13 protein-coding genes and 5 tRNA genes are annotated in these 13,274 nt (G+C 38.4%); 3 read left to right on the top strand and 15 right to left on the bottom strand.

All coding sequences use genetic code 11. The features are described 5' to 3' along the window. Window positions 1-285: 285 nt before the first annotated feature. Window positions 286-459, top strand: coding sequence for a hypothetical protein (locus GTH24_RS04750; RefSeq protein WP_164526015.1), 174 nt, complete (start codon window positions 286-288; stop codon window positions 457-459). 91 nt (window positions 460-550) lie between these two features. On the opposite strand, the gene tyrA is transcribed toward GTH24_RS04750, so the two are convergent. The 7 genes from tyrA to ffh form a co-directional block, all read right to left on the bottom strand. After that, window positions 551-1,675 carry a bifunctional chorismate mutase/prephenate dehydrogenase gene (gene tyrA / locus GTH24_RS04745; RefSeq protein ID WP_164526014.1) on the bottom strand — a complete coding sequence of 375 codons (1,125 nt, stop codon included), beginning with the start codon at window positions 1,673-1,675 and terminating at the stop codon, window positions 551-553. 35 nt (window positions 1,676-1,710) lie between these two features. Next, the gene (locus GTH24_RS04740; protein WP_115350333.1) at window positions 1,711-2,805 is read right to left on the bottom strand and encodes a 3-deoxy-7-phosphoheptulonate synthase; all 1,095 of its coding nucleotides are present in this window, start codon (window positions 2,803-2,805) and stop codon (window positions 1,711-1,713) included. Window positions 2,806-3,192: 387 nt separating this feature from the next. Then, the gene (gene rplS / locus GTH24_RS04735) at window positions 3,193-3,546 is read right to left on the bottom strand and encodes a 50S ribosomal protein L19 (protein ID WP_036932575.1); all 354 of its coding nucleotides are present in this window, start codon (window positions 3,544-3,546) and stop codon (window positions 3,193-3,195) included. A gap of 52 nt (window positions 3,547-3,598) precedes the next feature. After that, complete coding sequence (gene trmD, locus GTH24_RS04730) at window positions 3,599-4,351, bottom strand: tRNA (guanosine(37)-N1)-methyltransferase TrmD (RefSeq protein ID WP_164526013.1); 753 nt, start codon at window positions 4,349-4,351, stop codon at window positions 3,599-3,601. Window positions 4,352-4,389: 38 nt separating this feature from the next. Next, complete coding sequence (gene rimM / locus GTH24_RS04725) at window positions 4,390-4,935, bottom strand: ribosome maturation factor RimM (RefSeq protein ID WP_072070878.1); 546 nt, start codon at window positions 4,933-4,935, stop codon at window positions 4,390-4,392. A gap of 18 nt (window positions 4,936-4,953) precedes the next feature. Next, window positions 4,954-5,202: a 30S ribosomal protein S16 gene (rpsP, locus tag GTH24_RS04720; protein ID WP_004244772.1), complete on the bottom strand. Its 249-nt coding sequence runs from the start codon at window positions 5,200-5,202 to the stop codon at window positions 4,954-4,956. 137 nt (window positions 5,203-5,339) lie between these two features. Next, complete coding sequence (ffh, locus tag GTH24_RS04715) at window positions 5,340-6,701, bottom strand: signal recognition particle protein (RefSeq protein ID WP_109396311.1); 1,362 nt, start codon at window positions 6,699-6,701, stop codon at window positions 5,340-5,342. Between the two features lie 172 nt (window positions 6,702-6,873). Here ffh and GTH24_RS04710 point away from each other — a divergent pair, with 172 nt between their 5' ends. Both GTH24_RS04710 and GTH24_RS04705 read left to right on the top strand, forming a co-directional pair. Further along, window positions 6,874-7,674 carry a cytochrome C assembly family protein gene (locus GTH24_RS04710; protein WP_072070879.1) on the top strand — a complete coding sequence of 267 codons (801 nt, stop codon included), beginning with the start codon at window positions 6,874-6,876 and terminating at the stop codon, window positions 7,672-7,674. A gap of 33 nt (window positions 7,675-7,707) precedes the next feature. After that, on the top strand, window positions 7,708-8,982 hold the full coding sequence (locus GTH24_RS04705) for a CNNM domain-containing protein (protein WP_072070880.1): 1,275 nt from the start codon (window positions 7,708-7,710) through the stop codon (window positions 8,980-8,982). Between the two features lie 45 nt (window positions 8,983-9,027). Here the strand turns inward: GTH24_RS04705 and GTH24_RS04700 are convergent, their stop codons facing one another. The 8 genes from GTH24_RS04700 to GTH24_RS04665 all read right to left on the bottom strand — a co-directional run bounded on the left by GTH24_RS04700 (window position 9,028) and on the right by GTH24_RS04665 (window position 13,018). After that, window positions 9,028-9,777, bottom strand: coding sequence for a hypothetical protein (locus tag GTH24_RS04700; RefSeq protein WP_072070881.1), 750 nt, complete (start codon window positions 9,775-9,777; stop codon window positions 9,028-9,030). Between the two features lie 188 nt (window positions 9,778-9,965). After that, window positions 9,966-10,481, bottom strand: coding sequence for an S-ribosylhomocysteine lyase (gene luxS / locus GTH24_RS04695; RefSeq protein WP_164526012.1), 516 nt, complete (start codon window positions 10,479-10,481; stop codon window positions 9,966-9,968). A 162-nt stretch (window positions 10,482-10,643) separates the two neighbouring features. Further along, window positions 10,644-12,227: a glutamate--cysteine ligase gene (gshA, locus tag GTH24_RS04690; protein ID WP_072070883.1), complete on the bottom strand. Its 1,584-nt coding sequence runs from the start codon at window positions 12,225-12,227 to the stop codon at window positions 10,644-10,646. Between the two features lie 184 nt (window positions 12,228-12,411). After that, window positions 12,412-12,488, bottom strand: a tRNA-Arg gene (locus GTH24_RS04685). Window positions 12,489-12,542: 54 nt separating this feature from the next. Further along, window positions 12,543-12,619, bottom strand: a tRNA-Arg gene (locus GTH24_RS04680). Between the two features lie 56 nt (window positions 12,620-12,675). Next, a tRNA-Arg gene (locus tag GTH24_RS04675) sits at window positions 12,676-12,752 on the bottom strand. A gap of 88 nt (window positions 12,753-12,840) precedes the next feature. Then, window positions 12,841-12,917, bottom strand: a tRNA-Arg gene (locus GTH24_RS04670). An 8-nt stretch (window positions 12,918-12,925) separates the two neighbouring features. Next, window positions 12,926-13,018: transfer RNA gene (locus GTH24_RS04665), tRNA-Ser, on the bottom strand. Window positions 13,019-13,274: the final 256 nt, after the last annotated feature.

Genomic DNA, 13,274 nt, shown 5'->3' with positions numbered 1-13,274 from the left:
CAATATATATTTAACTTGGTTAAGAAGCCTATTATCAACCAAAGAGATTTGGACCTTATTGATCTATTTTGAATCTTGAATATATAGAAGGAGAAAATATGAATACAATTATCGCATTGATTTTAAACCTATTTATCACTTCATTCTATGATAACATTGATACACACAGTCACTATCAATCTTATTCATTAATCAATGATTCTAACTCATATTCTTGTACGGTCAGTCCATGACCTGATCCTAAAGATTACTAATTTATAATTATATTAATTTAAAGGAAATTTTATGAACAAATTATATATTTTAATAATCACATTACTATTCGCAAGTTATGCGGGAGCATGTTTTCATAGTAAAACAGAAAAATATACTACATCATTCTATGAATTAGCTCAAAGCTCGCCTAGTACGTTCGACGCAACTCGCTGTGTATGGCCACCTTGTGATGATGATTGGTAATATATTATTACATATTTACTGAATAATGAGCCAACAAAAAGCCGAATAACAAAATACGTTATTCGGCTTTCGTCTCGATTTTATCATTTAATTAAATACGACTATCATTAGCTTTCTGTAATAGAACACCACTCTCTTTCATAAATTGAGAAGCATAATCACCAAACCAATCACTCACGTTATTAAATGAATGAATGAATTCATTCTTTGCATTAATATCCAATAAATCGATAGCTTGGCCTAAAGAATGATGATACCTGCGAATTAATTCAATATTCTCTTTGGATGATAAAATAATATCTGCATACAGTTGCGGATCTTGAGCGAATAACCGCCCTATCATTGCCAACTCCAAACGATATATTGGAGATGAAAGCCGCAACAAGCTTGCTAAATCGACGTTTTCTTTAGCTAAATGTTGACCATAAGCAAAGGTTGTAAAATGTCGAAGGGCTTGAATAAAACTCATGTTTTTATCGTGCCCTTCTGGCGTAATTGCCTCAATTTTAGCTCCCCAAACTAATAGTTGCTCAAGTAACCACTCAAATGCTTGGCGATCTCTGCCTTCACAATAAGCCACAACCTGTTTTGCTAAACTCGGTACATCAGGACCAAACATAGGGTGAAGACCAAGAACAGGCCCCCTATGCGCTTTTAACATCGCCTCTAAAGGTGCTTTTTTAATAGAAGCGAGATCGACTAACAAACAATTTTCAGGTAAAAGAGGAAGCTTCTCAATAACCTCAACGGTTAAATGGATAGGTACACTAATAATAACCATACCTGCATTATCAAAAATAGCAGGTGATTTCGTTTTCCATTCATTTGCTTCTAAACTTTCAACTTGATAACCAGAAAGGGTAAATAAACGGGAAAATAATTTTCCCATTTTGCCATTTCCCCCCACAATTACAATTTTACCCAGTTGAGGATTTAGCGTTTTAAATCCTTTGTCATTCTCTTTGGTATAAGATTCACGCATTACTCGGCGTAACACATCTTCAATCAAATCTGGGGATATTCCCATTTTCTGCGCATCATTACGTCGAGAAGTAAGCATTGAGGCTTCTCTATCAGGAGCATAAATCGGTAACCCATGGCGATTCTTAACTTCACCAACTTCAGCTACCAATTGCATTCTTTTCGCAAGTAAAGAAAGCAGTGATTTATCGACCTGATCGATTTGCTCACGCAAATGTTGTAATTCTTCAGCCATCTATGCTTGCCTCTTTTTCTTTATGATTATCTAACTTAACTTACTTTTTTAAATTGCTCTTCGCGCTGAGCTAAAATAGGTGAAATTCGTGCATGTAAATTTCTTAATACAGATTCTGTTGTTTCCCAACTAATGCATGCATCGGTGACTGAAACACCATATTTCATTTCGCTACGAGGCTGTTCTGATGATTGATTGCCTTCATTAATATGACTTTCTAACATAATACCTGTGATAGATTCATTACCTTTAGTGATTTGTTCAATCACTGAATCCACCACGGCGGTTTGACGACGGAAATCTTTATTTGAATTGCCGTGACTACAATCGATCATTAATGACGGTTTTAATCCTGCTTTTACCATATGGGCTTCACATTGCGCCACATCTTCTTCATGGTAATTTGGCGTTTTACCACCACGTAAAATAACATGTCCATCAGGATTACCTTGCGTTTGTAGTAAACACACCTGCCCTGATTGATTAATTCCCATAAAACGGTGCGGCATAGAGGCAGCCTTCATCGCATTAATTGCCGTATCTAAATTACCATCGGTTCCATTTTTAAAACCCACCGGCATTGAAAGCCCTGATGCCATTTCACGGTGAGTCTGAGATTCTGTTGTTCTTGCACCAATCGCAGACCAACTAAATAAATCCCCTAAGTATTGTGGATTATTAGGATCTAATGCTTCTGTTGCCAAAGGCAAACCTAATTGTACGAGTTCAGTTAATAATTTACGGGCAATATGTAACCCTTTTTCCATTTCAAAGCTACCATCCATAAATGGATCGCTAATTAAACCTTTCCAACCCACTGTTGTACGAGGTTTTTCAAAGTAGACACGCATCACAATGTACAGACTATCACTTAATTCAGACGCTAATACCTTCAGACGTTTTGCGTAATCGATAGCAACATCAACGTCATGAATGGAACAAGGCCCACATACCACAAGCAAACGAGGATCACGACGTTGAACAATTTCAGAGATTGTTTGACGTGATTGAGCAATGGCATGCAGATCATTGCGACTCAATGGGTATTTTTGTTTTAACTCTTCAGGCGTAATTAAAACCAGCTCTTCGCTGATATTCACATTATTGAGTGCGTCTTTTTGCATGATCATAATTTTTACCTTTTTATATCTGTCATTGTGATTTGTTGTCTGTCTGAAAGATAAGATAACATGCAATGTAAAGAAATCAATCCGTATTTTTAATAAAAATGACACCATCGTAATAAAAAGTTTACAAAAGACAGGTGAGTAAAGTATAATCCTTAAATTACAATAAGTTAAAGTTTATTCAAACAATAATAAAAATGTGACTTTGATTAAATTAAAAGAAAAATATGTAATTAAATATTTACACATTATCTTTTAATGAATCTTGGAATAAGAAGAGCAAAAAGAGAGGGATATAAAAACAAGTAAAAATATAATAAAAATTCACCATAAAAAAAGGTCAGCAAACGCTGACCTTTTAACAATAACTTTCGGATGTGCGAAAGCGTATTATTTAGCGTTAAGACGCTCTTTGATACGAGCAGCCTTACCTGAACGCTCACGCAGGTAGTACAGTTTAGCTTGGCGAACCGCACCACGACGTTTCACAGTGATGCTATCTACGACTGGAGAGTGAGTTTGGAATACACGCTCAACACCTTCGCCATTAGAAATTTTACGAACAGTAAATGCAGAGTGCAGACCGCGGTTACGAATAGCGATAACCACGCCCTCGAATGCCTGCAGACGTTTTTTAGAACCTTCAACAACCCATACCTTAACTTCTACATTATCGCCTGGACGAAATGAAGGTACATCTTGCTTCATTTGTTCTTGTTCGATTTGCTTAATAATATTGCTCATAATAACTCTCTTACCCTAGGTAAACTGATATTAATGACACCATGTGTCAGACTTACTCTGCTGTACTTTCCAGATATTCCCGTTGGAACTCTGTTAACAGCACTCTTTGCTCGTCAGTCAGAGCTAGGCTTTCCAGAAGCTCAGGTCTTCTTAGCCAGGTTCGACCCAGTGATTGTTTCATACGCCAGCGATTAATATGTGCATGGTTACCTGACAGTAGAACTGCCGGAACTTCCATACCATCTAATACCTCTGGGCGAGTATAGTGAGGATGATCCAATAAACCTTCAGCAAAAGAATCTTCTTTTGCTGAAGCTGCATGCCCGAGAACCCCCGGAACAAAACGTGCTACAGCATCTATCATTATCATGGCAGGTAATTCCCCACCACTTAATACGTAATCACCCACAGACCATTCTTCATCGATTTCTGTTTGGATGACACGCTCATCTATACCTTCATACCGACCACAAACTAGAATTAGCTTCTCATTTGTTGCCAGTTCACAAACTCCTTGTTGATCGAGTTTGCGTCCCTGAGGTGATAAATAAATCACCTTTGCTCCATCACCTGCCGCAGCTTTCGCTCGATGAATGGCTTCCCTTAAGGGCTGTACCATCATCAACATACCAGGACCACCGCCATAAGGACGATCATCAACGGTATTGTGTCTGTCGTATGTAAAATCTCGGGGATTCCAACATTCTACATTAAGCAAACCATGCTTAACTGCCCGACCAGTCACCCCGTACTCGGTTATAGAGCGGAACATTTCTGGAAATAGGCTAATTACCCCAATCCACATTTTCGTGTCCCACTATTGAGAACCGTTAACCGGATAATCTAAAAACCAGGATCCCAATCAACGATAATTTTTTTCGCTGAGAGATCGACTTTCTTGATAACCTGCCCATCAAGAAACGGAACTAACCGTTCCCCAACACCGAATGCATCTTTCAGATTAGCTTTAATGACCATTACGTCATTTGAACCAGTTTCCATCATGTCAGTAATGACACCTAAATCGTAGCCTTTGTCAGTTTCAACATGGCAACCCATCAGATCTTTCCAGTAATACTCACCGTCAAGTTCAGGTAGTTGCGATGTATTCACGACAATTTCAACATTAGTCAGGAAATTAGCTGCATCTCTGTCGTCAATACCTTTTAGCTTGACGATAATATCTTGGTTGTGATGTTTCCAACTTTCAATTTCAATGGTTTCCCATTGTCCATGTCGTTGAATAAACCACGGTTGATATTCAAAAATGTTTTCGGCATGTTCGGTGGAGGAAAAAACTCTGAGCCAACCACGGATCCCGTAAGGTGAGCCCAACTTACCCATAACAATAGGTTCTACAGGCTCTTTTAAGGTTTTTTGTTCGCTCATTGTTACCACCGCGACAGATTAAGCGCTTTTCTTCGCTGATTTGATCAGGCCAGCAACACGTTCTGAAACAGTTGCGCCTTGAGCAACCCAGTGTTCAACACGGTCTACGTCTAAACGTAATTCTTCTGCATTACCGGTTGCCAGTGGGTTATAAAAGCCTACGCGTTCAATGAAACGACCATCACGCGCATTGCGGCTATCGGTTACTACTACTTGGTAAAACGGACGCTTTTTTGCGCCGCCACGAGCTAAACGAATTGTTACCATAACATCCTCATTAGTTAATAAAACAACCAGACGCCATCGAGGAACGGAGTCCGGTTGTCATATAAAAAGCCCGAAAAGTTTACTCACTTTGGGGAAAAAAGCAATCCAAAGCACGTTTTTTTTCCGGCTTTTTGATTTTAACGGCCTGGAAATCCCGGTGGCATCATACCTTTCATGCTACGCATCATCTTAGCCATGCCACCTTTTTTCATTTTTTTCATCATGCGTTGCATATCATCAAACTGTTTTAACAAACGGTTGACGTCTTGCACTTGCGTTCCTGAACCCGTCGCAATACGGCGTTTTCGAGACCCTTTGATGATTTCGGGTTTTTGGCGCTCTTTTTTAGTCATGGAATTAATAATAGCTTCCATTTTCACTAAAATTGAATCATCCATTTGTGATTTTACAGCATCTGGCACCTGAGACATACCTGGCATTTTACTTAACATACTCGCCATGCCGCCCATGTTTTTCATTTGCTTTAATTGATCTAAGAAATCATTTAGATCAAAGCCATCACCTTTTTTAAGTTTCGTCGCCAGCTTTTCAGCTTGAGCTCTATCAACTTTGCTTTCAATATCTTCAATCAAAGACAGAACATCACCCATGCCTAAAATACGAGAGGCAATACGATCTGGGTGGAAAGGTTCTAAAGCTTCTGTTTTTTCCCCAACACCGAGGAATTTGATAGGCTTGCCAGTGATATGACGAATTGATAACGCCGCACCACCACGCGCATCACCATCAACTTTCGTTAAGACAACCCCTGTTAATGGTAACGCTTCGTTAAAGGCTTTTGCTGTATTTGCTGCATCTTGACCCGTCATAGCGTCAACAACAAATAAAGTTTCAACTGGATTAATGGCTTTATGAAGAAGCTGGATCTCCTCCATCATGCCTTCATCTACGTGCAAGCGTCCTGCGGTATCCACAAGTAATACATCATAAAATTGAAGCTGTGCATGTTTTAATGCATTGCTTGCAATCGTTACAGGGTTTTCTTGCACTGTTGATGGGAAGAAATCAATGCCAACTGTTTCAGCCAATGTTTCAAGTTGTTTAATTGCCGCTGGGCGATAAACGTCAGCAGAAACAACCAGAACCTTTTTCTTCTTTTTCTCTTTTAAGAATTTACCTAATTTTGCAACACTGGTTGTTTTACCAGCACCTTGCAAGCCTGCCATTAAAACAACAGCAGGTGGCTGAGCAGAAAGATCAAGGTCAGTATTGACTTCACCCATCGCATTGACGAGTTCATTTTGAACTATCTTCACAAACTCCTGACCCGGTGTCAGGCTTTTGTTAACTTCATGTCCTACTGCGCTTTCTTTAACTCGCGCAATAAAATCACGAACCACTGGCAAGGCAACGTCGGCTTCTAATAACGCCATACGCACTTCACGCAGTGTCTCTTTAATGTTTTCTTCGGTCAGTCTTCCTCGACCGCTTATATTGCGCAGCGTGCGCGATAATCTGTCACTTAAATTCTCAAACATTATCTTAGCTCAGTGTTAAAGTTGGGCTTATCAGTATGTATGCCACCGATTATATCACGATGACTCGCGGATCTCTGCATAGAGATTTAAGCTTAATGACTTCAATAGTTGGAGCCGAATGCTCCTAGCGCTATACTAGGAAGTTATTCAAACAATATATGTAAGCGAAACTATGCCCGTTATATCAATCTCTATCGTCGCTGTCTGCGCTTATTTACTCAGTCTGGTGCTCATTTTGCCGGGTCTGTTACGAAAAGAGCAAAATGGATACCGCGGATTAGCACTCCTCTTCGCGGTTATTGCGCTTGTTGCGCATGCTATTTCATTAAAATTTTTAATTTTCCGCCCTCACAGTGGGCAGGATCTTTCACTCACCAATCTAGGTGCCGTTGTAAGCCTGATGGTCTGCGTTATTATGACGATTGTGGCTTCTCGTGGCCGAGCATGGTTTTTACTGCCTATTGTTTATTGTTTTGCAATAGTCAATCTTATCATTGCGGCACTCATGCCTGGTGAGTTTGTCACACATCTTGAAAGTAGCACATCACTCTTTATTCACATTGGGCTTGCATTATTAAGTTATGCCACATTATTGATTGCGGCGTTATATGCATTACAACTGAGTTGGCTAGACTATCAACTAAAGAATAAGAAGCTAAAATTTTCACCTCAAATGCCACCATTAATGACAATTGAGCGAAAAATGTTTCACATCACACAAGTGGGTGTTGTATTACTAACACTAACATTGTGTACAGGTTTGGTGTATATGGATAATATTTTTGGTAAAGAAAATATCCATAAATCAATTTTTTCTATCATCGCTTGGTTTGTTTACGTCATTTTATTATGGGGGCATTTCCGCGAAGGATGGAGAGGAAAAAAAGTCATTATTTTTAATTTGATTGGCGCCATTATTTTGACATTAGCTTTTTTTGGTAATCGTTTATTACAAGAGTTAGTGCTTAATTAATTTTTATTTTAGGGTAGCAAAAGGATCTCAATTTTGGAGCATGTCTCGACAACTACGCTCATTATCATACTAATAGCGATGATTATTGCCTCAGCTTATTTTTCTGGAACAGAAACCAGCATGATGACGATTAATCGTTATCGTCTTCGTCATGCAGCCAAACAAGGAAATCGCTCTGCAAAACGTGTTGAAAAACTATTACAACGCCCCGACAGATTGATTAGCTTGGTATTAATTGGCAATAATCTGATTAATATCGTCGCATCTGCATTAGCGACTATTGTGGGTATGCGTTTATATGGTGATGCTGGTGTTGCTATAGCCACAGGTGTCCTGACCTTTATTATCCTCATTTTTGCTGAAGTGCTTCCAAAATCAATAGCGGCACTGTATCCAGAACGAGTTGCTTATCCGAGTAGTGTCATTCTCTCTCCTTTGCAAACACTAATGCTGCCTATTGTTTGGTTTTTTAATAAAATTACATTAATACTGATGCGAATTTTAGGGATCAAATCGCCAGTAATACAAGGTAATGCAGTTTCAAAAGAAGAGCTACGAACTATTGTAAATGAGTCAAAATCAAAGCTTTCCCAAAGAAATCAAAATATGTTGATTTCTATTCTTGATTTAGAGAAAGTGACTATTGGCGATATTATGGTGCCAAGAAATGAGATTTTTGGTATCGATGTCAATGACGAATGGAAATCCATCGTAAGACAGTTAACTCATTCACCTCATGGTCGAATAGTGCTTTATCGCGATACTCTTGATGATGCCATTGGTATGCTGCGAGTACGAGAAGCCTATCGCTTAATGACTGAGAAAAAAGAATTCACCAAACAAATTTTGATGAAAGCAGCAGATAAAGTCTATTTTATCCCTGAAAGCACACCTTTAAATTTACAGCTTGTTAATTTTCAGCGGAATAATGAAAAAGCAGGTATTGTGGTTGATGAATACGGTGAAATTCAAGGTTTAGTCACCGTTGAAGATATTTTAGAAGAAATTGTGGGCGATTTTACCACCTCAATGTCACCTTCATTAGCAGAAGAAGTTATCCCTCAAAAAGATGGTTCATTGCTCGTTGACGGTACAACAAATATTCGAGATATCAATAAAGCATTTGGTTGGCATTTACCTGAAGATGAAGCCAGAACCATTAACGGCGTCATTATTGAAGAGCTTGGCGACTTACCCGTTGTCGGCAATAAAATAAAAGTCAGTGATTATGAGTTTGAAATACTTGAAGTTCAGGACAACGTCATCAAAAAGGCTTTAATTCGCCACCTCGTGTTCCCTCATCATTGATGAATACAAAATAAAGCGCTTATTTAAGCGCTTTATTTTTGCTGTTTATCCGAGCTCAAATCGTAATTTGCTATTACGAAAATCAAATTCTCTCGCGTGATTCAAATAGAAAGGCTCTATCACTTGTTCTGTCTTAAGTTGAGTGGGCCTTACTTGTTGATAATCAGAATAAAAACCATGATTCTTTACCCACATCACTAAATTAAGCGCAGGTTCATGAGAATAAGAATAACCATACTCTTCTCGTCGGCAAATAAAACACGCTATTTCGCCTCTGTTTAAAGTAAGAGAAAGAGACTTACGTGGAAAATTAGTAATGATAGAACCATCATCTTTTACTGATTCAATATTGAAATGATGAGGCGCTAAAGTCTGAATGTTTTCATATTTTAAATCTAAATTTTCACCAGAATAACTATTAGTTTTAACTCTATCTTCCTGAAAATACCAATGATATTCTTCATCTTCTTTTTCTTTATAGAGATAATCTCCACCGATTTTTATTATCGTATTAGTTTCAGCTTTAGTTATTTTTTCAAATCGTTGAGTCTCTATTTCTGAGGAAAATAACAAATATTCAGGCTTGATAATGAGCTCTGGTTCAGAGTGAAACCGCCTAACATGCTGTTTATGTACACTCTCAAAATAACGATATTCTTGTGCTTTAGAAGGGCCTTGATAGAAAAAAGCATCTTTAGGAAATTGAGTGCGCAACGTGCTTTTACCAAAAAAATAAAATTCTCGAACAAAAAACTCTAAAACCAATTTAGGTGATGAGAATTGGTGATTTTCCATAACAAAAGTGTACTCCGTGTATTAAGCATAAATTTAATCCATTATTGTGATAACAATATAAGAAGATAAGAAAATAAAACAATGGGATAACGAAAAAAAATAGGATGGTAATTAGAATAAAAAGAGACAATAAATCAGGATGCGAATTTCTTGATCTATTGTCCCCTAGTTTTATAAAGTAGCTAAGTCTAGATATGTAGCTCTTTTAATGTCTCTTCAGGAAGTGCTAATTCGTCGTTATGATTAATACCAATATTATGAGCTAAAATATCTCGTGCGATATCTTGTGCTTCAGTCAGAGAATGCATTTCATAAGTACCGCATTGATACACATTTAACTCAGGGATATGATTTTGATCTTTTACTTTCAAAACATCTTCCATTGCTGCTTTCCATGCATTAGCAACTCGCTGTTCTTCTGGTTTCCCAATTAAGCTCATATAGAAGCCTGTACGGCATCCCATTGGGGAGATATCAATGATCTCAACACCATAACCATTAAGATGGTTACGCATGAAGCCAGCGAACAAGTGCTCTAACGTGTGAATTCCTTTCTCAGGCATGGCTTTTTTATTTGGCACAGTAAAACGTAAATCAAATACCGTGATAGTATCACCAGATGGCGTTTTCATTGTTTTAGCAACGCGTACAGCTGGTGCGGACATACGTGTATGGTCAACAGTAAAGCTATCCAATAAAGGCATAAAAAACCTCCTAAGAAAAATTTAAATATTTTTAAGAAAAAATGAAACTTTCTGCAAGTAGCCCGGTCTTAGTAATGAATACGCGCAAAATGTTATCATCCCTATTTCTCTATAGAATTTTTCAGCCACACAAATATTAGTGTGGCTTTTTTCTATCTAAGTTTAGGAAGCCACGTTATCGGCATTTGCCCCTGCATGGATCTTCAAATACTCATCAAAAGAAATGGTATCACTCTTTTCTAACTCTTCTTGACGTTTTATGGATGAAATTCTCTCATGATCAAAAGCTTCATCAGTCAACGTTTCATAAGACGTTTTAATTAATTCTTGGTAATACTCTTCCGCTAAAGATAAACCATAACTACCAATACCTTGTGTTTTGATTTTCTCTAACAGTCTGCCAGAGAAGGTTAGTTCTGGATTATCAAACATTTCTTCCAACTTAACGCAAACTTCCATGTATTTTGTGCCAGAACAACAATCAAGAACATTTGCCACACGTTTTAAGTCCGCAAATAACGCTTTACCTACTTGTGCTAATGGCTCTTTTCTCTCACCACAACCCATTCCAATAACTTGACCAGGCTTACGCCCTTCTAGAATAACGTTATTCCAATTTGCACGACAACACGCTAATTCAGAAGCATTCATTTCTGGTGCATCAGCTAAAACACACCAAATTAAGAATAAATCAAGGAAGCGAATTTGAGTTTCATCGACACCAATTGGCGTAAATGGATTGATATCAAGCGAACGAACTTCGATATATTCAATACCACCACGTAATAAAGCATCAGAAGGCGATTCATCCCCTTTAACAACACGCTTAGGACGAATAGGCGCATAAAGCTCATTTTCAATCTGCAGTACGTTGGTGTTTAATTGAATGTACTCACCATCTTTATTCTTAACACCCAGTTTAGCAAACTCGTCAGATGGTTTATGAATCGCTTTTTTCAGCCCTTTAACATAGGTTTCGAGGTGATTAAAGGTAATATCTAAATCACTTTGCGATTTATTGGTATATCCCAAGTCACTTAAACGTAATGACGTCGCATAAGGCAAATACTTCGCACCTTTGGGCGTACTTTCAAATGGTAAATTTGTTTCTCTTCCCTTCAAGAAAGATCCACAAATTGCTGGCGATGCACCAAAGAAGAATGGAATAACCCAACCAAAACGATAATAGTTACGGATCAAACGTAGATAACCATCTGAAATAGCTTCTTTACCACTTTCTTCATCTTTTACATTCGCCCATGCTTGCCAAAATTCAATAGGCAATGAAAAGTTATAATGCACACCAGAAATGGTTTGCATTAAAGCACCATAACGATTTTTCAATCCTTCACGATATAGGGTTTTAAAACGCCCTACATTGGATGTGCCAAATTGAGCAAGCGTAATCTTATCTTCCGCTTCAATAAAGCAAGGCATACTCATAGGCCACATACGTTCATTATCTAAGTGACGCGCCGTATAACGATGTAAATCACCTAAAAAATGCAGGGTATGTGAAATATTGTCATCAACAGGCGTAATAAACTCTAACAGGGATTCAGCGAAATCCGTTGTGATCCATTTATGAGTTAATGATTTACCTAATGAAATAGGGTGCTCTGTTGATGCTAAATTGCCTTCTGGCGTTACTCTTAAGGTTTCGCGCTCAATACCACGGTGGATGCCACATAAAACTTTAGGGTGTGCTTCCAACCAAGAAAGTGCTTTGGATACGTCCGGGATCAAAGGTGACCTCCCGCGTTGATTAATGTAAGTAAATAGATAGGAGTTACTTTATCGTAAAGTCACTAAATTGTCGCTGATTAGATGATGTTAGCGTTGTTAGTTGATGCTAAACAAAAGTTTAACATTATAAGAAATAAGAGAATTACAGAAAGCAAAAAGCCTCGCTATTGCGAGGCTTAAAAGATGGTGCATCCTGGAGGATTCGAACCTCCGACCGCTCGGTTCGTAGCCGAGTACTCTATCCAGCTGAGCTAAGGATGCAGGTCTAACGAATTATTCTAGAAACAATTTACTATGATAATATCTGATAAAAGATGGTGCATCCTGGAGGATTCGAACCTCCGACCGCTCGGTTCGTAGCCGAGTACTCTATCCAGCTGAGCTAAGGATGCGTCGTAGTAATCTTTCTAGCTGCTCATATTGCAATTAGCAATAATGAGTAATGAGATGGTGCATCCTGGAGGATTCGAACCTCCGACCGCTCGGTTCGTAGCCGAGTACTCTATCCAGCTGAGCTAAGGATGCGCCGTTTTAATACTTTACTCTTTTAATGCAAATTATTCACCATTTGCACCAAAATAAAAACCCCATACATTAATCATGGGGTTGGAATTGGTGCATCCTGGAGGATTCGAACCTCCGACCGCTCGGTTCGTAGCCGAGTACTCTATCCAGCTGAGCTAAGGATGCAATCTAAATGGCGGTGAGAGAGGGATTCGAACCCTCGATGCAGCTTTTGACCGCATACTCCCTTAGCAGGGGAGCGCCTTCAGCCTCTCGGCCATCTCACCATATTTAGAACCACTCGAAGAAGTTCTTACTGAACATCTCGTCTCTGTGTGGCGCACATATTACTTTCTCAGCCTAAGAAGTCAAACAATTTTTCTCAACTTTTTACGAATATACGTTTGTTTGGACACTTCACAAACAAACTGATGCGTTTATCAGCAAGATTGGCTAAAAAAGTCCTAAACACAATGATATCTCTGATGAAAAATCATTCAAGTATTTTATTCCCATAGCAAATATATTTATTCTCAAAACAAA

The sequence above is a fragment of the Proteus vulgaris genome, assembly GCF_011045815.1.
Taxonomy (GTDB): Bacteria; Pseudomonadota; Gammaproteobacteria; order Enterobacterales; family Enterobacteriaceae; genus Proteus; species Proteus vulgaris_B.
This window is presented reverse-complemented; position numbering and strand designations above follow the sequence as displayed.